16 protein-coding genes and 3 pseudogenes are annotated in these 20,697 nt (G+C 42.0%); 10 read left to right on the top strand and 9 right to left on the bottom strand.

Going from position 1 to position 20,697, the window contains the following annotated elements; translation table 11 throughout:
• Positions 1-2 precede the first annotated feature (2 nt).
• From accB to GEZ85_RS01775, 7 genes are all read left to right on the top strand, one after another.
• Complete coding sequence (gene accB, locus GEZ85_RS01805) at positions 3-488, top strand: acetyl-CoA carboxylase biotin carboxyl carrier protein (RefSeq protein ID WP_153209161.1); 486 nt, start codon at positions 3-5, stop codon at positions 486-488.
• Positions 485-907: a 3-hydroxyacyl-ACP dehydratase FabZ gene (gene fabZ / locus GEZ85_RS01800; protein ID WP_000565515.1), complete on the top strand. Its 423-nt coding sequence runs from the start codon at positions 485-487 to the stop codon at positions 905-907. Before accB ends, fabZ begins: the two co-directional genes overlap by 4 nt.
• 11 nt (positions 908-918) lie before the next feature.
• Positions 919-2,286, top strand: coding sequence for an acetyl-CoA carboxylase biotin carboxylase subunit (accC, locus tag GEZ85_RS01795; RefSeq protein WP_045612209.1), 1,368 nt, complete (start codon positions 919-921; stop codon positions 2,284-2,286).
• Between the two features lie 36 nt (positions 2,287-2,322).
• A complete protein-coding gene (gene accD, locus GEZ85_RS01790) occupies positions 2,323-3,189 on the top strand; it encodes an acetyl-CoA carboxylase, carboxyltransferase subunit beta (protein ID WP_153209159.1) in 867 nt (288 codons plus the stop codon).
• Complete coding sequence (locus GEZ85_RS01785; RefSeq protein ID WP_045612205.1) at positions 3,186-3,953, top strand: acetyl-CoA carboxylase carboxyl transferase subunit alpha; 768 nt, start codon at positions 3,186-3,188, stop codon at positions 3,951-3,953. The genes accD and GEZ85_RS01785 overlap by 4 nt, the downstream gene beginning before the upstream one ends.
• Before the next feature lie 156 nt (positions 3,954-4,109).
• Positions 4,110-4,295 carry a biofilm-regulating peptide BriC gene (gene briC, locus GEZ85_RS01780; protein WP_153209157.1) on the top strand — a complete coding sequence of 62 codons (186 nt, stop codon included), beginning with the start codon at positions 4,110-4,112 and terminating at the stop codon, positions 4,293-4,295.
• 18 nt (positions 4,296-4,313) lie between these two features.
• Positions 4,314-5,036 (top strand): CPBP family intramembrane glutamic endopeptidase, encoded by a 723-nt coding sequence (locus tag GEZ85_RS01775; protein WP_138335139.1) that lies wholly within the window; start codon positions 4,314-4,316, stop codon positions 5,034-5,036.
• A gap of 52 nt (positions 5,037-5,088) precedes the next feature.
• Here the strand turns inward: GEZ85_RS01775 and nusB are convergent, their stop codons facing one another.
• The 8 genes and pseudogenes from nusB to gatC all read right to left on the bottom strand — a co-directional run bounded on the left by nusB (position 5,089) and on the right by gatC (position 10,657).
• Entirely contained in the window at positions 5,089-5,508 is a 420-nt protein-coding gene (gene nusB / locus GEZ85_RS01770) for a transcription antitermination factor NusB (RefSeq protein WP_153209155.1), read from the bottom strand.
• Positions 5,501-5,890, bottom strand: a complete 390-nt coding sequence (locus GEZ85_RS01765; protein WP_000510573.1) for an Asp23/Gls24 family envelope stress response protein — start codon at positions 5,888-5,890, stop codon at positions 5,501-5,503. Before GEZ85_RS01765 ends, nusB begins: the two co-directional genes overlap by 8 nt.
• A gap of 21 nt (positions 5,891-5,911) precedes the next feature.
• Complete coding sequence (gene efp / locus GEZ85_RS01760) at positions 5,912-6,472, bottom strand: elongation factor P (protein ID WP_000568643.1); 561 nt, start codon at positions 6,470-6,472, stop codon at positions 5,912-5,914.
• A gap of 130 nt (positions 6,473-6,602) precedes the next feature.
• A pseudogene (locus tag GEZ85_RS01755) lies at positions 6,603-6,896 on the bottom strand (glutamyl-tRNA amidotransferase); the annotation flags it as partial.
• A 108-nt stretch (positions 6,897-7,004) separates the two neighbouring features.
• Positions 7,005-7,400 (bottom strand): hypothetical protein, encoded by a 396-nt coding sequence (locus GEZ85_RS01750; protein ID WP_001032001.1) that lies wholly within the window; start codon positions 7,398-7,400, stop codon positions 7,005-7,007.
• 43 nt (positions 7,401-7,443) lie between these two features.
• Positions 7,444-8,889 (bottom strand): Asp-tRNA(Asn)/Glu-tRNA(Gln) amidotransferase subunit GatB, encoded by a 1,446-nt coding sequence (gene gatB, locus GEZ85_RS01745; protein WP_153209151.1) that lies wholly within the window; start codon positions 8,887-8,889, stop codon positions 7,444-7,446.
• Entirely contained in the window at positions 8,889-10,355 is a 1,467-nt protein-coding gene (gatA, locus tag GEZ85_RS01740) for an Asp-tRNA(Asn)/Glu-tRNA(Gln) amidotransferase subunit GatA (RefSeq protein ID WP_153209149.1), read from the bottom strand. The genes gatB and gatA overlap by 1 nt, the downstream gene beginning before the upstream one ends.
• Positions 10,355-10,657, bottom strand: coding sequence for an Asp-tRNA(Asn)/Glu-tRNA(Gln) amidotransferase subunit GatC (gene gatC, locus GEZ85_RS01735; protein WP_000705419.1), 303 nt, complete (start codon positions 10,655-10,657; stop codon positions 10,355-10,357). Before gatC ends, gatA begins: the two co-directional genes overlap by 1 nt.
• 212 nt (positions 10,658-10,869) lie before the next feature.
• On the opposite strand from gatC, the gene GEZ85_RS01730 reads away from it, so the two are divergent.
• The 3 genes and pseudogenes from GEZ85_RS01730 to GEZ85_RS10655 form a co-directional block, all read left to right on the top strand.
• The gene (locus GEZ85_RS01730) at positions 10,870-12,414 is read left to right on the top strand and encodes a peptide chain release factor 3 (RefSeq protein ID WP_153209147.1); all 1,545 of its coding nucleotides are present in this window, start codon (positions 10,870-10,872) and stop codon (positions 12,412-12,414) included.
• A gap of 791 nt (positions 12,415-13,205) precedes the next feature.
• Positions 13,206-18,143 (top strand): annotated as a pseudogene (locus GEZ85_RS10605) (accessory Sec-dependent serine-rich glycoprotein adhesin); the annotation flags it as partial.
• Between the two features lie 366 nt (positions 18,144-18,509).
• Positions 18,510-19,580, top strand: a pseudogene (locus GEZ85_RS10655) (LPXTG cell wall anchor domain-containing protein); the annotation flags it as partial.
• A gap of 176 nt (positions 19,581-19,756) precedes the next feature.
• Here GEZ85_RS10655 and GEZ85_RS01710 read toward each other — a convergent pair.
• Positions 19,757-20,697, bottom strand: a 941-nt coding sequence (locus tag GEZ85_RS01710; RefSeq protein ID WP_153214779.1) for an ISL3 family transposase, incomplete at its 5' end; no start/stop codon positions are given.

The following is a 20,697-nucleotide window of genomic DNA, read 5'->3' as shown; positions in this document are numbered from 1 at the left end:
CTATGAATTTAAACGATATTAAAGACTTGATGGCCCAATTTGACCAGTCAAGTTTGAGAGAATTTTCTTATAAAAATGGGACGGATGAGTTGCAGTTTAGCAAGAATGAAGCGAGACTGGTGTCTGAAGTTGCAGCTCAAGTCGCTTCAGCGCCCGTTCTAGCAACACCAAGTCCAGTAGCTCCTACATCTGCTCCAGTAGAAACTGTAATAGAAGAAACTTCGTCACCAGCAGAAGCAAGCGTAGTTGCTGAGGGAGATGTTGTAGAGAGTCCACTTGTTGGGGTGGCTTACTTGGCTGCTGGTCCTGATAAACCTGCCTTCGTCACAGTTGGTGATAGTGTCAAAAAAGGTCAAACATTGGTGATCATCGAAGCTATGAAAGTCATGAATGAAATCCCAGCACCTAAGGATGGTGTGGTAACGGAAATTCTCGTTTCTAACGAAGAAATGGTTGAGTTTGGTAAAGGATTGGTACGTATCAAATGATCGATATTCAAGGAATCAAAGAAGCCCTTCCCCACCGTTATCCTATGCTCCTAGTAGACCGTGTGTTGGAAGTGAGCGAGGACACCATTGTTGCCATCAAAAATGTGACTATCAATGAGCCCTTCTTTAACGGTCATTTTCCTCAATACCCTGTCATGCCAGGTGTTCTGATTATGGAAGCCTTGGCGCAAACAGCTGGTGTCTTGGAGTTATCAAAACCTGAAAATAAAGGGAAACTAGTCTTTTACGCTGGCATGGACAAGGTCAAGTTTAAGAAGCAAGTTGTACCAGGTGACCAATTAGTTATGACGGCAACGTTTGTAAAACGTCGTGGCACCATTGCCGTGGTTGAAGCAAAGGCTGAAGTGGATGGCAAGCTTGCAGCTAGTGGTACTCTTACCTTTGCAATTGGGAACTAAGGAGGTTCTCCATGTTTCGAAAAATTTTAATTGCCAATCGTGGTGAAATTGCGGTTCGTATTATCCGTGCGGCGCGTGAGTTGGGAATCGCAACGGTGGCGGTTTATTCAACTGCTGATAAGGAAGCCCTTCATACGCTTTTGGCAGATGAAGCAGTTTGTATCGGCCCTGGCAAGGCAACAGAGTCTTATCTCAATATCAATGCGGTTCTATCAGCTGCAGTCTTGACTGAGGCAGAAGCCATTCACCCAGGTTTTGGATTTCTCAGTGAAAATTCCAAATTTGCAACCATGTGTGAAGAAGTTGGTATCAAGTTTATCGGTCCATCTGGTCATGTTATGGATATGATGGGGGATAAGATCAATGCGCGTGCTCAGATGATTAAAGCTGGTGTGCCTGTCATTCCAGGTTCGGATGGAGAAGTGCATAACTCTGAAGAAGCTTTGATTGTTGCTGAAAAAATTGGCTATCCTGTTATGCTCAAGGCTTCAGCAGGTGGAGGTGGTAAAGGGATTCGTAAGGTTGAAAAACCAGAAGACCTCGTTTCAGCCTTTGAAACTGCCTCTAGTGAGGCCAAGGCCAATTATGGCAATGGTGCTATGTACATAGAACGGGTTATCTATCCAGCACGTCACATCGAGGTTCAAATCCTAGGAGATGAACATGGGAATGTGATTCACTTGGGGGAACGGGATTGTTCTCTTCAACGGAATAATCAAAAGGTTTTGGAAGAAAGCCCTTCAATTGCAATCGGAAAAACGTTGCGTCATGAAATCGGTGCGGCTGCTGTTCGAGCTGCAGAGTCTGTTGGCTATGAGAATGCAGGGACCATTGAGTTTCTGCTTGATGAAGCAAGTGGCAATTTCTATTTCATGGAAATGAATACACGTGTTCAGGTAGAGCATCCAGTAACAGAGTTTGTTTCAGGTGTGGATATCGTTAAGGAACAGATTCGCATTGCGGCAGGTCAGCCCCTGTCTGTTAAGCAAGAAGATATTGTCCTACGCGGTCATGCCATCGAGTGTCGTATCAATGCAGAAAATCCAGCCTTTAACTTTGCTCCAAGTCCAGGTAAGATTACTAATCTCCATCTGCCAAGTGGTGGAGTTGGCTTGCGCGTGGATTCAGCAGTTTATCCAGGATATACCATTCCACCTTATTATGATAGTATGATTGCCAAAATCATCGTACACGGCGAAAATCGTTTTGACGCCTTGATGAAAATGCAACGTGCCCTCTATGAATTAGAGATAGAAGGGGTGCAGACCAATGCAGATTTCCAGCTTGACCTCATTTCAGATCGCAATGTCATTGCTGGAGATTACGATACTTCCTTCTTGATGGAAACCTTCTTACCTAAATATCAAGAAAAAGAATAAAATGACTTCAAGAGTTTAAACCGAAAAGGGGAATCAATGGCTCTATTTAGTAAAAAAGATAAGTATATTCGAATCAATCCCAATCGTTCGGTTAGGGAAAAACCTCAAGCTAAGCCAGAGGTTCCAGATGAATTATTCTCCCAGTGTCCAGGCTGTAAGCATACCATCTATCAGAAGGATCTGGGAAGTGAGCGTATCTGTCCGCACTGTAGTTACACCTTTCGTATTTCTGCCCAAGAACGCTTGGCTTTGACGATTGATATGGGAACCTTCAAGGAATTGTTTACAGGGATTGAAAGCAAGGATCCCTTGCATTTCCCAGGTTATCAAAAGAAACTAGCAACTATGCGTGAAAAAACAGGTCTGGATGAAGCCGTTGTTACAGGAACTGCTCTTATAAAAGGTCAGACTGTGGCTCTTGGGATTATGGATTCTAACTTTATCATGGCTTCTATGGGTACGGTTGTAGGTGAAAAAATCACTCGTTTGTTTGAGTATGCGACTGTTGAACAGTTACCAGTTGTTCTCTTTACAGCTTCTGGTGGAGCCCGTATGCAGGAAGGAATCATGAGTCTCATGCAGATGGCCAAGATCTCTGCAGCAGTTAAACGGCATACAAATGCTGGTCTCTTTTATCTAACGATTTTGACAGATCCAACGACAGGTGGTGTGACAGCTTCTTTCGCTATGGAAGGCGATATCATTCTAGCTGAACCACAAAGTTTGGTTGGTTTTGCTGGGCGTCGTGTCATTGAAAATACAGTTCGTGAAAGCTTGCCTGAGGATTTCCAAAAGGCAGAATTCCTATTAGAACATGGCTTTGTGGATGCTATTGTCAAAAGAAGAGACTTACCAGATACGATTGCTAGCCTAGTCAGATTGCACGGAGGGGGTCCTAGATGAATATTGCAAAAATAGTCAGAGAAGCGCGTGAGCAGAGTCGCTTGACAACCTTGGACTTTGCGACAGGCATTTTTGATGAATTTATCCAATTACACGGTGACCGTTCTTTTCGTGACGATGGTGCAGTTGTTGGTGGTATTGGCTGGCTTGGAAATCAAGCTGTAACAGTGGTTGGTATCCAAAAAGGCAAGAGTTTACAAGATAACCTCAAGCGGAATTTTGGCCAACCGCATCCAGAAGGCTACCGCAAGGCTTTACGGTTGATGAAACAGGCTGAAAAATTTGGCCGTCCAGTTGTGACCTTTATCAATACTGCAGGTGCCTATCCTGGTGTGGGAGCGGAAGAACGTGGTCAAGGGGAAGCTATCGCTCGTAATCTCATGGAAATGAGTGACCTGAAAGTTCCTATTATCGCCATTATTATCGGTGAAGGTGGTTCAGGAGGAGCTCTGGCTCTAGCAGTCGCAGACCGTGTCTGGATGCTGGAAAATTCTATCTATGCCATTCTCAGCCCAGAAGGTTTTGCTTCCATTCTATGGAAGGATGGCAGTCGTGCCATGGAAGCAGCAGAACTGATGAAAATCACTTCGCATGAACTGTTAGAAATGGACGTGGTGGACAAGGTGATTTCTGAAGCAGGACTTTCTAGCAAAGAACTAATTAAGAATGTCAAAAAAGAACTTCAAGCTGAGCTATCTATACTCTCACAAAAACCGCTAGAAGAGTTGTTGGAAGAGCGTTATCAACGATTTAGAAAATACTAAAAATGACTAAATGAGGCTAGAAAGGTCTCATTTTTTTAGAAAAATGCAGTTCAGACCGAAAAATTGACAGTTGAGGGGAAGATTAATAACATAGACAAAAAAGATGTATACTGTAGATGTAAGCTTACAAAAATTTATTTTAAGGAGGTACTTGATATGACAGGTACAGAAACATTTACAGTTCTTTCATCTGAGAACTTAGAGCAAACTTCAGGTGGTTTTGCTGTTTGGGAAGATGGTGAAGGAAGATGGTTATATTATAGAGACTTTGCTCCTTATATGGGGCAAGGGGCGCTTAATTCTTATAGGGATGCTTGGAAGTATGGCTTCCGAGCAGGATAATCTTTCAAAAAAAGTATGATGAGAAACATAGAGAAACTAAGACAATTTGGCATATTTTTGCTTATTATTTTACTATCTACCTATTTACCACAAACAATTGGATTGTATGTGACGATAATTTTAGGGTTAGGCGCTGATGTCTATTCTCTTATTTTAACAATGGGATTAGTAGGAAGTTTCCTTCTATTAACTTGGTGGTTAAAAAAGAAAAAGATGCTCTTTATCTTTGAGAAAAAGAGATGGAACTGGTCATTTGTCTTCTACTTATTTTCAGGTTATGTGGTTTATCAGATTCTCGGTAATTTTTGGGCACGCTATGCTCATTTGATTAATCATAGGAATATTCATGATGAGTATTTTACCGTTGTTCTTTCAAATGGACAACCAACGTTTTTATCGACTATCTTATCTTTTGTCCTGCCTGTAATCATCGGTCCTATTTTTGAGGAGACTCTTGATAGAGGGTATTTTATGAATACCTTCTTTCCTAAGTCAAAGTATTATTTAGATGTCATCCTATCAGGCCTGATCTTTGGACTCAGTCATTTGATACTATCTCATCGAGACCCGATTAGTTTATTATATTATAGTGTGATTGGTCTCTTTTTCGCCCTTGTTTATCGTTCTACCGATAATCTTAGATTAACGATTCTCTGCCATAGTTTTTTTAACTTTCTCAACCATGCAACCCCCCTCTGGATTTTTGTTTATAATTATGTCTATTACCACTTTTTAAGATAATGGGAGGCAATGAAAAAAGTGTTTGATGTCTGTCAAACACTTTTTCTATTTACTATTCTTCAGTTACAAATTGACTAAGCAGTCCGTTGATAAAGCGGGCTGATTTTTGATCTGAAAAATTCTTGGCAAGTTCAATGGCTTCATTGACTGCTACTAGTTGAGGTGTATCAAATGATGTGATTTCAAAGATTCCTAAGCGTAGTAAGTTTTTTTCGACCAAGGTCAAGCGTTCAACTGTCCATCCTGACTTGAGGTGCTGGTTGATTTGTTTATCCAACTCGTCTTTTTGAGCTTGAACGCCAGAAACCAAGTTTAGAAGAAAGGCAGGGATTTGCACATCTGCATCTTCACGGTCATGCGTGTAAGCAAAGCGACAAGCTGTTTCCATATCTGTGCCGAATTCAAGGCTCATAAGAGCTTGAAAAGCGCATTTACGAAGTTCACGTCTAGATTCTAATAATGGACTAGTCATTGAGGAAGTCCTCGTTAAATAGATCTTTCAACTCAGGTTTTGGTGTTTTATCTGGAACGATTCCTGCAACATGGATGTTAACAGCAGCAAGTTCCACATCAGCCATATCTCGGACAGCATCTTTTACTGCTTTTTGAATAGCAAGAGCCACTTTTGGTACTTTTACACCGTACTCAAGGTAGAGATAGATGTCAGCAGTTAGCTCTTCATTGTTTTCTTTTAAGTAGACGCCGCGACCAAGAGAGAGTTTTGATAGGGTATCGGATACGGATTTATTTGAAAATGAGTGGACACCATCAACTTTAGCAGTTGCGATGGCAATGATTTTTTCAAGTACACGTGGAGCGATAACGATTTCGCCAAATTGTTCTTCAATTCCCATAGAATGACCTCTTTCTAGAGATTAGGCACGAGAAACGTAAGTTCCTTCTGCAGTGTTGATGATCAATTTTTGTCCAGCTTCGATGAAGTCTGGAACGTTGACAACAAGTCCAGTTTCCATAGTTGCTGGTTTACCAGAACCTGTAACAGTAGCACCTTTGATAGATGGTTGTGTTTCAGCAACTGTCAATTCAACAGTAGTTGGTACAGTTACACCGATTACTTCAGTTCCGTAGAATTGGATTTTCACATCAGAGTTTTCAAGGATGTAAAGCAATTCATTTTCAACGTTTACGACTGGGATTTCGTATTGGTCGTAAGTTTCAGTGTTCATGAAGTAGGCAGTTTCATCCATTTTGTACAAGTATTGAGCTGGGACAGTTTCGATAATAGCTTGTTCGAATTTTTCTTCTGGGCGGTAGCTTGTGTCAAATGTTGAACCAGTACGGACATCACGCAATTTCATACGCATGATTGTGTTTCCTTTACCTGGTTTGTGGTGGCTAGCTTCCAAAACGCGGATCAATTTTCCGTCTGCAGTTTCAAATGTCATACCAGCTTTCAATTTGCTTGCTTCAATCATGTTTTTACCTCTTTAATAAATATTATTACTCCTCATTTTACCATAAAATCTTCTGGAAATAAAGCCAAAATAGTTATTGGGAGATGGTAGGGGAGAAAAAACCAACCTCAGGGCTGGTTTCTTTTATGTGTTAATCTTCTTTCAACTTCGCTAATTCCTGTGCAAGGAGTTTAAGGGCGACTTGTGGGTTGGCTTGGCCTTTGGTTGCTTTCATAAGGAATCCTGTGAAGGCCTTGTCTGCGTTACGTTTGCCTGACTTGAAGTCGGCAACTGCGGCTTCGTTATCCGCAAAGACTTGGTGGATGATTGGAATCAAGATTTCTGGATCTGAGATTTGAACCATGCCAGCTTTTTCCACGTATTCACGCGCTCCACCGCCATTTTTAGCCAGGTGGACAAAGACTTTCTTGGTCGTAGCTGAGCTCTTCAAGAAGGATATGGGATTGAGGCTAATGAAAAGATAGATTTCTTAATTTGAATGATTATTAAACTATATTATAATCTTTAAAAATTATCTAAGATATACTTGTCGTTATTTACTAGCAGTTATCTTCTTTATGGAATGATGTTCAATGAGCCACCCTACAATCCACCCCGTCGCTAGCAAGTAATTTTCGAAAGCACCGATAGCATTTACAGGAGAATGATACTCCATAAAATTGACTAAGTGATTTGTTCCTATTCCGATCCCACCGAAGATGAGAGTGAGAAGCACGATTCGTAGATAGAACCAATCGTACTTAATATTGACACCGAGAATAAGAATCAATACAGCTAGGTTCCATATTCCAATTTCTCGTTGCCAACCAGCTGAGATTCCGTACCCGGAGTGACTTCCCATGTATGATGGAAAGAAAATTTGTAGTATAGAAGCGCCTAGCATAGCGATGATGACTAAAACAAATAGCAATCGTAAAAATTTGTTCATTTTTTCTTCTTTCTAAAATAGAAAAAGGTATATAAAAAGTCTGTTATTCATCTTCTTTCAACTTCGCTAATTCTTGTGCAAGAAGTTTAAGGGCAACTTGTGGGTTGGCTTGGCCTTTAGTTGCTTTCATAAGGAAGCCTGTGAAGGCCTTATCTGCGTTACGTTTACCTGACTTGAAGTCGGCAACTGCGGCTTCGTTATCGGTAAAGACTTGGTGGATAATTGGAATCAAGACAGCTGGGTCTGAGATTTGGACCATACCTGCTTTTTCAACGTATTCACGCGCGCCTCCGCCATTTTTAGCCAGGTGGACAAAGACTTTCTTGGCAATCTTAGAAGAGATAGTACCGTCTTCGATGATGGCAATCATTTCAACCAAGTTTTCTGGTGTCAATTCGATTTGTTCCAGTGTCTTGCCTTCTGCGTTCAAGAACTGAGCGACTTCCCCTTGGAGCCAGTTAGAGACTTGTTTGGCATCGCCACCGAGGGCAACAGCTTTTTCAAAGAAGTCAGAAGTGACTTTGTTTGCGGTTAACTGGCTAGCATCGTAGTCTGACAAACCAAGTTGAGATACGTAGCGAGCTCGGCGTTCTTTTGGAAACTCTGGTAACTCTGTACGCATTTCCTCAATCCACTCGTCTGAGATTTCAAAGAGTGGTAGGTCTGGTTCTGGGAAGTAGCGGTAGTCTGCAGCACCTTCCTTGACACGCATGAGGATAGTTGCCTTGTTGGCTTCATCGTAGCGGCGTGTTTCTTGGCGGATTTGACCACCTGAGCGAAGGATTTCAGCTTGACGTTGAACTTCGTATTCAAGACCTTTGCGAACGTTTGAGAAGGAGTTGAGGTTCTTCAACTCAGTTTTGGTACCGAATTTTTCTTGACCATAAGGGCGAAGGGAGATATTGGCATCCACACGCATAGAACCTTCTTCCATCTTAACGTCAGAAATACCAGCATACTGGATAACTTCCTTGAGGGCAGTTAGGTAAGCGTAGGCTTCTTCAGGAGAACGCATGTCAGCTTCAGATACAATCTCAATCAATGGCACCCCTTGGCGGTTGAGGTCAACATAAGAGTAGCCATCTGTACCGTGGGTGTTTTTACCAGCGTCTTCTTCTAGGTGAGCACGTTCGATACCGATTTTCTTGGTCGTACCGTCTTCAAGCTCAACTTCAATCCAACCGTTGTAGCCGATTGGTTCATCAAACTGAGAAATTTGGTAGGCTTTTGGGTTATCAGGATAGAAGTAGTTCTTGCGGTCAAAGTGCATCTTTTTGTGGATGTCCATGTTGAGGGCAAGAGCAGCCTTGATACCGGCATCGACAACACCTTTATTGAGAACTGGCAGAACTCCTGGGAAAGACCAGTCAATCACATTTGTATTGGCATTTTGGTCATTTCCAAAGTGGGCAGAAGTGGGTGAGAAGATTTTTGAATTGGTGTTGAGCTCTACGTGGACTTCAAGTCCAATGACTGTTTCAAAGTTCATTAGTTGTCACCTCCAAAAATCACGGGTTGTTGTTTGTGGTAGTCTGTTGTTGCTTCAAAGGCAGCTGCTGCTTGGTAAATAGTCTCTTCTGAGTACTTAGGACCAATCAATTGCAGACCAACAGGTAGACCTTGAGAGAATCCAGCAGGAATCGAAATTCCTGGGAGACCAGCTAAGTTGACTGGGATGGTCAAGAGGTCAGCCAAGTACATGGCAACTGGGTCGTGGTTGAGTGAGTCCAAATCGTAGGCAACACTTGGAGCGGTTGGACCCAAAATCAGGTCATAATCCGCAAAGACGTTTTCGAAATCTTGAATGATGAGGGTACGGACTTGACCAGCCTTCTTGTAGTAAGCATCGTAGTAACCTGATGAAAGGCTGAAAGTACCTAGCATGATACGTCGTTTCACTTCTTCACCGAAACCTTGGCTACGGCTGTTTACATAGATTTCATCAAGATTGGTTGCATCCTCTGCACGATAGCCGTAACGGATACCGTCAAAGCGTTGCAAGTTTGAGGAAGCTTCTGATGAAGCGATGATGTAGTAAACTGCCACACCGTATTTAGAGTGAGGAAGGCTGACTTCTTCAACGATAGCACCAAGTTTTTCAAAGTGCTTAGCAGCATTCAGAATGGTTTCCTTAACCTCTGGGTCAATCCCTTCGCCTAGGTATTCCTTAGGTAAAGCAATTTTCATACCCTTGATGTCTTGACCGATTTTTGAAGTAAAGTCGGCAATGCGGACAGGGGCAGAAGTAGAGTCTTTGGCATCTTCGCTGGCAATCGCATTGAGCAAGAGGGCATTTTCCCTAACAGTAGGAGCAAAAGGTCCAATCTGGTCTAATGAGCTACCAAAGGCAATGAGACCGAAACGTGAAACTGTTCCGTAGGTTGGTTTGAGACCAACAATCCCGTTAAAGGCAGCAGGTTGGCGGATAGAACCACCAGTATCAGAACCAAGTGATAAGCGGACTTGCCCTGACGCTACAGCTGCGGCCGAACCACTTGATGAACCACCAGGAACCTTGCTGTGGTCCCAAGCGTTTTTAGTTGCTCCGTAGTGAGAAGTTTCACCTGAACCACCCATGGCAAATTCGTCCATGTTGGTCTTTCCGACGACAATCATGCCTTTCGCTTTTGCATTGGAAACGGCTGTCGCATCAAAAATAGGCTCATAGTTGTAGAGCATTTTTGAAGCAGCAGTTGTGAGAATACCATCAGTAGAGATGTTATCCTTAACTGCAAGTGGAATTCCTGAGAGGGCATTATCAGCATCGATTCCTGCTTCATCAATAGCTTTAGCTTGCGCAAGGGCTTGCTCCTCAGCGATGGTAACAAAAGCGTTGATAGCTGTCTCGCGAGATTGGATATCTTCAAGCGTTGCTTGGGTCAATTCAGTTGCTGAAATTTCCTTAGAGACAAGGAGGTTGTGCAAGTCTTCAATAGTTTTGTTATTAAAAGTCATTAGGCATCTCCTCCATCGTCTAGGATAGCTGGTACCTTGATATAGTAGTTGTCTTTTTCAGGTACGTTTTTAAACAAGCGATCGCGGTCGGTTCCTTCTTCAGCCACATCAGGGCGGAGTACGGTCTTACGGTCAGCCATAGTCGTAGTAGGTGCGACACCAGTTGTGTCAACTTCGCCCAGCAATTCAACCATGTCAACAATTTTAGACAAGGTTGTCGCAAAGGCAGCAGTTTCTTCTTCAGAGAATCTTAATTTTGAAAGATTGGCAACGTGTGTTACCTCTTCTTGCGTAATTTTCATCTTGCATCCTTTCGTGAAATGATGATTTTTAGTCTGTTCTATTTTACCATATTTTCCTATAAATAAGGGAGGGGGAAGTGAAAAGAAATAGAAATTGAAAAAAATGGCAAAATCCGATATAATGGAGTGTTGAAAGGAATGGTAAAATCCAATGTAAAATCATTCTTAGCTATTGAACCAACTAAAAATAGAGAATCAAAGAAAGAGAACTTATGAATATTCAAGAAGAAATTAAGAAACGTCGTACCTTTGCCATCATCTCCCACCCGGACGCGGGGAAAACAACCATCACTGAGCAGTTGCTCTACTTTGGGGGCGAGATTCGTGAGGCTGGTACCGTAAAAGGAAAGAAAACAGGGACTTTTGCTAAGTCTGACTGGATGGATATCGAGAAGCAACGTGGGATTTCGGTTACTTCATCTGTTATGCAGTTTGACTACGATGGTAAGCGCGTCAATATCCTCGACACACCAGGGCACGAGGACTTTTCAGAAGATACATATCGTACCTTGATGGCAGTGGATGCTGCGGTCATGGTTGTGGACTCTGCCAAGGGTATCGAGGCGCAAACTAAGAAATTGTTTGAGGTTGTGAAACATCGTGGTATTCCAGTCTTTACCTTTATGAACAAGCTAGACCGTGACGGACGTGAGCCACTAGACCTCTTGCAAGAGTTGGAAGAAGTCTTGGGTATTGCTAGTTACCCGATGAACTGGCCAATAGGGATGGGGAAAGCCTTCGAAGGTTTGTATGACCTCTATAACCAACGCTTGGAACTATACAAGGGGGATGAGCGCTTTGCCAGTTTAGAAGATGGGGACCAGCTTTTTGGCAGCAATCCTTTCTATGAGCAAGTCAAGGATGATATTGAACTTTTAAATGAAGCTGGAAATGAGTTTTCAGAGGAAGCAATTCTGGCTGGAGAATTGACACCTGTCTTCTTCGGTTCAGCTTTGACAAACTTTGGTGTGCAGACTTTCCTTGAGACTTTCCTTAAGTTTGCTCCAGAACCACATGGGCACAAGAAAACAGATGGAGAAATTGTGGATCCTTATGACAAGGATTTCTCAGGGTTTGTCTTTAAAATCCAAGCCAACATGGACCCTCGTCACCGTGACCGCATCGCCTTTGTCCGTATCGTATCGGGTGAATTTGAGCGTGGCATGAGTGTCAACCTGCCTCGTACTGGTAAGGGCGCCAAACTGTCTAATGTTACCCAGTTTATGGCGGAAAGTCGTGAGAATGTGACCAATGCCGTGGCAGGTGATATTATCGGGGTTTACGATACAGGTACTTATCAAGTTGGGGATACCTTGACAGTTGGGAAAAACAAATTTGAATTTGAACCACTGCCAACCTTCACTCCTGAATTTTTCATGAAAGTTTCTGCCAAGAATGTCATGAAGCAAAAATCCTTCCACAAGGGAATCGAGCAATTGGTGCAAGAAGGTGCCATTCAGCTTTATAAGAATTACCAAACAGGTGAGTATATGCTGGGAGCTGTTGGTCAACTTCAGTTTGAAGTCTTTAAGCACCGTATGGAAGGTGAGTATAATGCGGAAGTGGTCATGAGCCCAATGGGTAAAAAGACAGTTCGTTGGATCAAGCCTGAGGATTTGGATGAACGGATGTCATCAAGCCGAAATATCTTGGCTAAAGACCGTTTCGACCAACCAGTCTTCCTCTTTGAAAATGACTTTGCCCTACGCTGGTTTGCGGACAAGTATCCAGATGTAGAGTTGGAAGAGAAGATGTGACTCAGTACCAACAATTGGAACTGAAGTTCCTAATCGTTGGACGCTAGCCACTATTTGGCGAACTAGCTAACTGCCTTACTAACTCATCGGCGAAAAATAATCGTTTTCGCCTCTTCGTGTCGTAATGTAAAAATTGTAAACCGCTATGGCGGTCTACCTAAACGCTTCGCTAGGAAAAGTCCGCGAATGATATTGATTCGTAAAACTTTACGTCGTAACTGGTAGTGAGCGGTCTAGCTAACTGCCTTACTAACTACGTTTTGCAAATAGAATCGATTTGCCAAACTCCGTGTTGTATCGTTAAAATCTCTAACTGCTGTGGATGTCATGATTCACAGCTTTTGAGTCTGGGACAAAAGTCTAACCTTAAATATAAAAAGCGAACAAAATAAGTTATCTGACACTTAGAATTCTATTTTGTTCGCTTTTTTGTCTAATCTATCGATTTTAAAAATTTATAATAAAGAATTCCTAAAATCAAAATCTTTTTGTTCCAAACTCAATTAATAATATCAATAAAAGAGGGGAATGATTGTCTTAATTTCCTCTATTATAGTTTTATTTTTATAGTATGAATTTAAAAGAAGGGAATGTTAAAACAGGTTTGAATTTTTGGAGGGGTTCCTATCATAGAGAAGGTCTTTCCATATGTAAATAGATTTGAAGCCTCGTATTTTTTTTGAAAAAAACAATATAATATCTTGACTATCGTTTGCGCTTGGAGTATACTATTAAAGTATGATTAGAATTGGGTGGATTGTCCACTTGATTATGTAACGAAAGGGTAGAATATGTTTTTTAGACGTCAGAAAGGTGAGTATAGAGAAACCGATCGAGTGACGCGGTATAAGTTAATCAAATCAGGAAAACATTGGTTGCGAGCTTCAACCTCTCTTTTTGGTTTGTTCAAGGTCTTGCGTGGCGGTGTAGATACGACTCAAGTCATGACAGAAGTAGTAGAAGATAAAGTGAATCCTTCTATTACAGGTTTGGATATCATAAAAGGTCTTGCGGCTACTGGGGCTGTTTTAGGTGGTGCTGTGGCTACTCAAACAAAAGTGTTTGCAAATGAAACAGTAGCTGTGGAAAAAACACTAGAAAACCCCGATCTTTTGGTCACAAATGATACAGTAGTTTTGGGTACGACATCAGTAAGTAATTCAGAGAATTCTGCTAGCTTGTCTACTTCTTTGAGCGAAAGCACTTCGATGTCAGAATCTGTATCTAAGAGTTCGTCAGCCAGTGCTTCGATGAGTACTTCTGCAAGTGTCTCAGCAAGTACTTCTAATAGTGCTTCTACAAGTGCATCTGTCAGCAACTCTACTAGTATTAGTCAATCAACAGGTGAGCCGGGTAGTTTCTCGTTGGTGGCTAGTCTATCGGGTGAACAGAACACTTCTGCGACAGCAACTGACCGAGATGCTTCTGTATCAAAAGAATCAACTGGCCTTAAAATTGATTCTGCTCTACTAAAGGCAACTGAAATTGATGGGAAGGTTAGTGCGAGTGCTGCTCAATCAACTTCTACCACGACTAGTATTGTAGGAGTTACTGCTGGCGCTATCGCAACAGCGGAAGTTTCAGCTAAGCAACAGGACGAAAATCGTAAGAAGTTGACAAAACTTTCAGCTGAGATGGGTGAGTACCTAGCTAAAGCTGTTGGCTTACCAAATACTGACTCAGCTATCACTAAGGTCAACTCTGCGGTAACTGAAATTGAAAAAGCCTTGGCTGACCCGACTAGTGATTTAACAGCAGTGGTGCAAAAAGCAACCGTAGCTCGTAATTCCATTGCCAATGCTGTTTTGAGAGCCCATTCAGGTGCGCGTGATGCACGAAATGGGAAACCGATGTTGCGCGATGCTTCTCTTCGAGCAAGTTGGGCTCCTCAGCAGGGCGATGGCCGTATGAATGTAAGTAGTCCAACTGCTACTTTTGATAAGGCTACTGGTATCGCTACTTACACTATGAATGTCCATGCTGATAGTGCCTTGAGTCATGTCGGTGTAAAAATCGAAGTAGGCAAAGGTGGACATGTCCAAAGTGCGACCTTTAACGGTAGTGCAATGGAAAAAACATATACACATGGTTTAGAGGCGGGTTATAGTTATCGTCATGGCCAAAACAGGAACTTAGAGGGACAAGTTGTAGTAAGGGTTAAATACGATAATAATGTTCCGACTGCGACTGCGAATATGCAGGTTCAAGTAAGTTCTGCTCCTATTTATGAAAATACTCCAGGGAATGGTTCGGCAGTTCAATCAGCAAGTGTTCCAACAGGGTATAGACAACAAACTCCAACGGAAACGAATACCAACTCAAAATTACGTTTTAATGTAACTCCTTATAAGGAAGTCTTTAATGGAGATGTTATTGATGATCCTGTGGGACTACAGGGTACTGGTGTTCGTATTAAATATTTTAATATTGAGAATCGTAATGTAATTCCTGGGGTGGGTTATGCAGGCCCTAATAATAATCAATACTTAGGGAATGCTAACGTAACAGCTCGAATTCAGGGAACAATTGGTGGAAACGATGCGTCAGCAGAAGTAGGAAAAACATATATTTACCGCTTCGTCGGAACTGATAATTCTGGTGCCCAAGCTGCTGCTAATGTAGGCTACTATATTAAAGGTTTCAACGAACGTCATGATATCCAAAGTGGCGATACTGTTCAGGTTTCTGATTTGAACCATTTGACACCTGATGAAGTTAAGGAAGTTTATAATAATTTTGTTGGAAAACAATCAAACTTAGTTGATTTATCTAAAAATGGAGATCTTGCTCCAAATATTGCTCAAGCAAGTCAAACGACCAATCCAGATGGTAGCTTTACGCTATCTTACCCTGGTACCAAATCTAAAATTGACGTTGCAACAGATGGTACTATCACGGTTACTTATCGTGACGGTTCTACTAGTGTCATCAATGCTTCTTTAGAGAAGGAAAAAATACCTCCAGTAACAACCGTTACTGTGACCCGTAATGGTAAACCTCTAGCTGCAGAAACAGGACCAATAGCAGGAGGTAAATATTACTATATCTATGCGGGTGATGATTTCACAGTTGATATGACTGCGACTGATAACAAGGGCAAGTTGAGAGAATTTAAACTTGTTCCAGAATCAGACAATTTCAGACCTGCTTCTGACTTGGCTGACAATATCTTTAAAGATTCAAAATATGGTACGGGGACAGTTGCTTCCCTGTCAGATCCTAATGGTGAAATCGTTGCGACTGAATCTAGTCCAGCTCGAATTACTGTTACAGGACACATGAAGGATGATTTGGCATTTGCTAATGGGAATCATTGGCGCAGAAATGCTGTCGCAACAGATAAGGCTGGTAACTATACTCAAGCTGGGGATGCAAATACAGGAAACTTCTTTATTAAGCAACGTCCTTTGAATGAGCGTTATAAGCATGAATCAGAATTTACAATAAAAAATCCTGAGTTCACGCCTGTTGTAGATAAGAATAATCTCACGGAGCCTGAGAAGAATGATGTTAAGGCTGCTATCTATGCCAAAAATGATAAGACAACTTACCGTATCCAGGATATCGAAGTTCAGGCCGATGGTACAGCGACGATTATTTACAAAGATGGTACGCGTAGCGATCCAATTCCACAGTCAGTAACAGTCAACGAACGTCCTAAGTTAGTTATTCCTTATGACAATCCGGCAACGAAAGAAATCTATCTATACCGCAACGAACCGGTCAATATTACCCTAAAAGCGACGGATGACTCTGGAAAAATCAATTCATTGAAATTGACGACGACATCTGGAGCTGCGGATGGTAGTGCTTCTAACTATGGTGGCTTTACTGGTGTCACTCGTTCAAATCCAATCACTTCTACGACAAACCAAGACAATGCTACTATTACTTTGACAGGCACCCTAAATAAAAGCCTGCAAAAAGGGGCATTTACTGAACGTAAACTCGTAACTACGGATAACCAGAATACATCAAATAGTACTGATAATAACGAAGGTTATATCAAGTTTGTTGTCAAGGATCAAACGGATAAGTATAATGCCGTAGCTAAAGTAGATACCATTTATACCTATGCGGGTGAAACAGTAGCGGATTTGGGAAATCCAGCGGATTTGGGAAAAGCAGCTAATTTTGTTCAGCTTGAAGGTGGAAAAGCTTTACCTGCGGGTGCGACAGTTAGATGGTTGAATCCGATTAACAATTCGACTACTGGAACAAAGAGTGCCGTTGCGCGTGTTACCTATTCGGATGGTTCAACCGATGATGTAACGGTCAACTATAAGGTTTTAGCTACGATTGCTCCTAAAGGACCGGTGAATGATATCCAAGGTACAGCTCCTCATAATGGAACAGATTTGCATAATTATGTGACTAAGCAAGGAGACGATGCCTACCCAGATGGAGTTAGTAAAACTTGGAGAAAAAATGGTCAGGCTGTTTCAAGTTCACCGATTAGCACAGCAGAAACAGGTCGACACAACTACCAAGTGACCTTTACTTATCCTGTTGGTCGTATGGGTGCGGGAGACGCTGTTAAATTAAATAAGACCGTTGATGTTGTTCATGATGTCTATAAGTTTGAATCAGACCGTTCTTATGTTTTCACGCAAAACAAGACGGATGAAGCTGGTTATAAACAAGCTGTAGCCAATCCTAAAGAAGCGGTTACAAGAGTAACAGGAACTCCAGATTTTAACGCAACAAACACTAAATACACGTGGGTTGGTGGTGCGCCGTCACTTACGACAGTTGGAACATTTACCAAGCAAGTGGAGGTAGAGTTACCTGCAGACTCAACGGGTGTCAAAGTTAAACAAAACGTCCCTGTTACTGTGAAAGTAAATCCACAAGCACCAGCTATCTCAGTAGATTCTACTAATGAAACGGGTGGTTTGCCAAATCGTTCGATCGTTGTTACGAATGTAACGCCTGGAGCTCTTGTAACCTTGACTTTAGCAGGCCATACGTTCGAGAAGAGAGCTAAGGCCAATGAAACAAGTGTGACATTTGAACCTACTGACCTGAAAAAAGCTTACGACGGCAATAACGGTCTTCTTCCGACAGGTGATGTAACAGCTAAATCTACAGTTGCTGGTCTGAATTCAGAAGTAACGACAAGTAGGATTACTCCTGAACGTGTGAAACCAACAATTACTTATACTGTAACAGTAAATGGTCAAGAGCCTAAGAGAGATGGCAATGGTCGCTATTTGTTCTATGCTGGAGATAAAATCCAGATTACTTATACAGGTAAAGATAACAGTGGTAAGTTAGTCACCTTAAAGGTTTCTGGTAATAGAAAAGATTTGACAGATTTCTTCGAAAACACACCTGAGTGGGGAACTGGTCCTATCACAAATATTATCAATACTTTAACCAATGATGACCAGACCACATTTACTATTAATGCGGTTGCTAATAAAGATCTTGCGTGGAAATCAGGGAACACCTGGGGACGTTGGCTCACTGCTACAGATCCTAGTGGCAACACTGTTGATGTAGGAGAAATTCGAATTCAGCAAGATCAGTTGCAAAACTTGTTTAAGAAGCCTGCTATTAATCTGACAGAAGTTAAGGATAAAAATCACTTAACAGAAACTGATAAGGAAAACGTTCGTGAAGAAATAAGAAAAGCTCATGATAAAGTGACTCCAAACGGTCGGGATCGTATTTCTAGCATTGACGTAAGTGAGAATGGTGTTGCAACAGTTTATTATAAAGATAATGCTAAAGTAACATCTGGTAGTCAACCGTATGCACCAACGGTCTATGGTCAAGATGAAACTGTTTCAGACAAGAAATATCGTTCTGAGTCAGCTTCGGCAAGCACCTCAGCAAGTACGTCCGCTTCAATAAGCGCAAGTACGTCGGCCTCAACCAGCGCAAGTACCTCAGCAAGTACATCGGTTTCAACAAGCGCCAGTACGTCAGCCTCAACAAGTGCAAGTACGTCAGCAAGTACATCGGCTTCAACAAGCGCAAGTACGTCAGCAAGTACATCGGCTTCAACAAGCGCAAGTACCTCAGCAAGCACGTCAGCCTCAACAAGTGCAAGTACATCAGCAAGTACATCGGCTTCAACAAGTGCAAGTACTTCAGCTAGCACTTCAGCTTCAACAAGTGCAAGTACATCAGCCTCAACAAGTGCAAGTACCTCAGCAAGTACATCAGCTTCAACCAGCGCAAGCACATCAGCAAGTACGTCAGCTTCAACAAGTGCAAGCACATCAGCAAGTACGTCGGCTTCGACAAGTGCAAGTACATCGGCTAGCACGTCAGCAAGTACGTCAGCTTCAACCAGCGCAAGTACATCGGCTAGCACATCAGCAAGTACATCGGCTTCAACAAGTGCAAGTACGTCAGCAAGTACATCGGCTTCAACAAGCGCAAGTACATCAGCAAGTACATCGGCTTCAACAAGCGCAAGTACATCAGCAAGTACATCGGCTTCAACAAGCGCAAGTACTTCAGCAAGTACGTCAGCCTCAACAAGTGCAAGCACTTCAGCTTCGACAAGTGCAAGTACTTCAGCTTCAACCAGCGCAAGCACTTCAGCCTCAACCAGCGCAAGTACATCAGCAAGTACTTCAGCTTCAACGAGCGCAAGTACATCAGCAAGTACATCGGCTTCGACAAGTGCAAGTACATCAGCAAGCACATCAGCTTCAACCAGCGCAAGTACATCAGCAAGTACATCGGCCTCAACGAGCGCAAGTACATCAGCAAGCACATCGGCCTCAACAAGCGCAAGTACATCTGCAAGTACATCTGTTGTAACAAGTAAGGGAATGCCAGAAAGCTTGTCACTTGATAGCTTAGATATTGATAGTATTATTACATCGGATTCAATTAGTACATCGGTATCACAATCACTATCATTGTCAACAAGCATTAGTCAATCAATGCCTCATTCTACTTCAACAAGTGCAAGTGGCTCAACATCAATGCCTCATTCGGCATCAACAAGCGCAAGTGCTTCAACATCAACGATTCATTCGACTTCAGCTAGTCAAGCTCCTCAAACTGAAACCACTAAGACACGTAAGCAATTACCAAATACTGGTGAAACTTCATCAATCTCATCTGCTCTCCTCGGAGCAGTGGCTGGTCTAACAGGGTTAGGTTTAGTAGCGAAACGCCGTAAAAATGATAATGAAGAATAAAGCGTATTGGTAGATAGTTGAGAATTGGCTAATCAGTCAGGAAAAACTCCAAGAGTTGAAAAAACTTTTGGCTCTTTGTCAACTGTAGTGGGTTGAAGAAAAGCTAATATCTAGAAAGGACAAATTTCGTCCTTTCTTTTTTGGCTCTTTGTCAACTGTAGTGGGTTGAAGAAAAGCTAATATCTAGAAAGGACAAATTTCGTCCTTTCTTTTTTGATATTCAGAGCGATAAAAATCCGTTTTTTGAAGTTTTCAAAGTTCCGAAATCCAAAGGCATTGCGCTTGATAAGTTTGATGAGATTATTGGTCGCTTCCAATTTTGCGTTGGAATAGGGTAACTGAAGGGCATTGACGATTTTCTCTTTGTCCTTTAGAAAGGTCTTAAAGATAGTCTGAAAAAGAGGATGAACCAGCTTAATATTGTCCTCAATGAGTCCGAAAAATTTATCTGCCTCCTTGTTCTGAAAGTGAAAGAGTAAGAGCTGATAGACATTGTAGTGGTGTTTCAAGTCTTCTGAATAGCTCAAAAGCTTGTCTAAAATCTCTTTATTGGTTAAGTGCATGCGAAAAGTAGGGCGATAAAATCGCTTATCACTCAGTTTACGGCTATCTTGTTGGATGAGTTTCCAGTAGCGCTTGGTAGCCTTGTATTCATGAGATTTTCGATGAAACTGATTCATGATTTGGACACGCATACGACTCATAGCACGGCTCATGTGTTGGACAATATGGAAACGATCCAACACGATTTTAGCGTTTGGAAAAAGCTGTTTAGCCAAGTCATAGTAAGGGCTAAACATATCCATAGTAATGATTTTCACCTGACAGCGCACGGCTCTATCGTAGCGAAGAAAGTGATTCCGGATGATAGCTTGTGTTCTTCCTTCAAGAACAGTGATGATATTAAGATTATCAAAATTTTGAGCAATAAAACTCATCTTTCCCTTAGTAAAGGCATACTCGTCCCAAGACATAATCTCAGGGAGGTACGAAAAATCAGGCTTAAAACGGAAGTCATTAAGCTTGCGAATAACAGTTGATGTTGAAATGGCTAACTGATGAGCAATATCGGTCATAGAAGTCTTTTCAATCAACTTTTGCGCAATTTTTTGGTTGA

Source organism: Streptococcus mitis (genome assembly GCF_009496205.1).
GTDB lineage: Bacteria > Bacillota > Bacilli > Lactobacillales > Streptococcaceae > Streptococcus > Streptococcus mitis_BN.
This window is presented reverse-complemented; position numbering and strand designations above follow the sequence as displayed.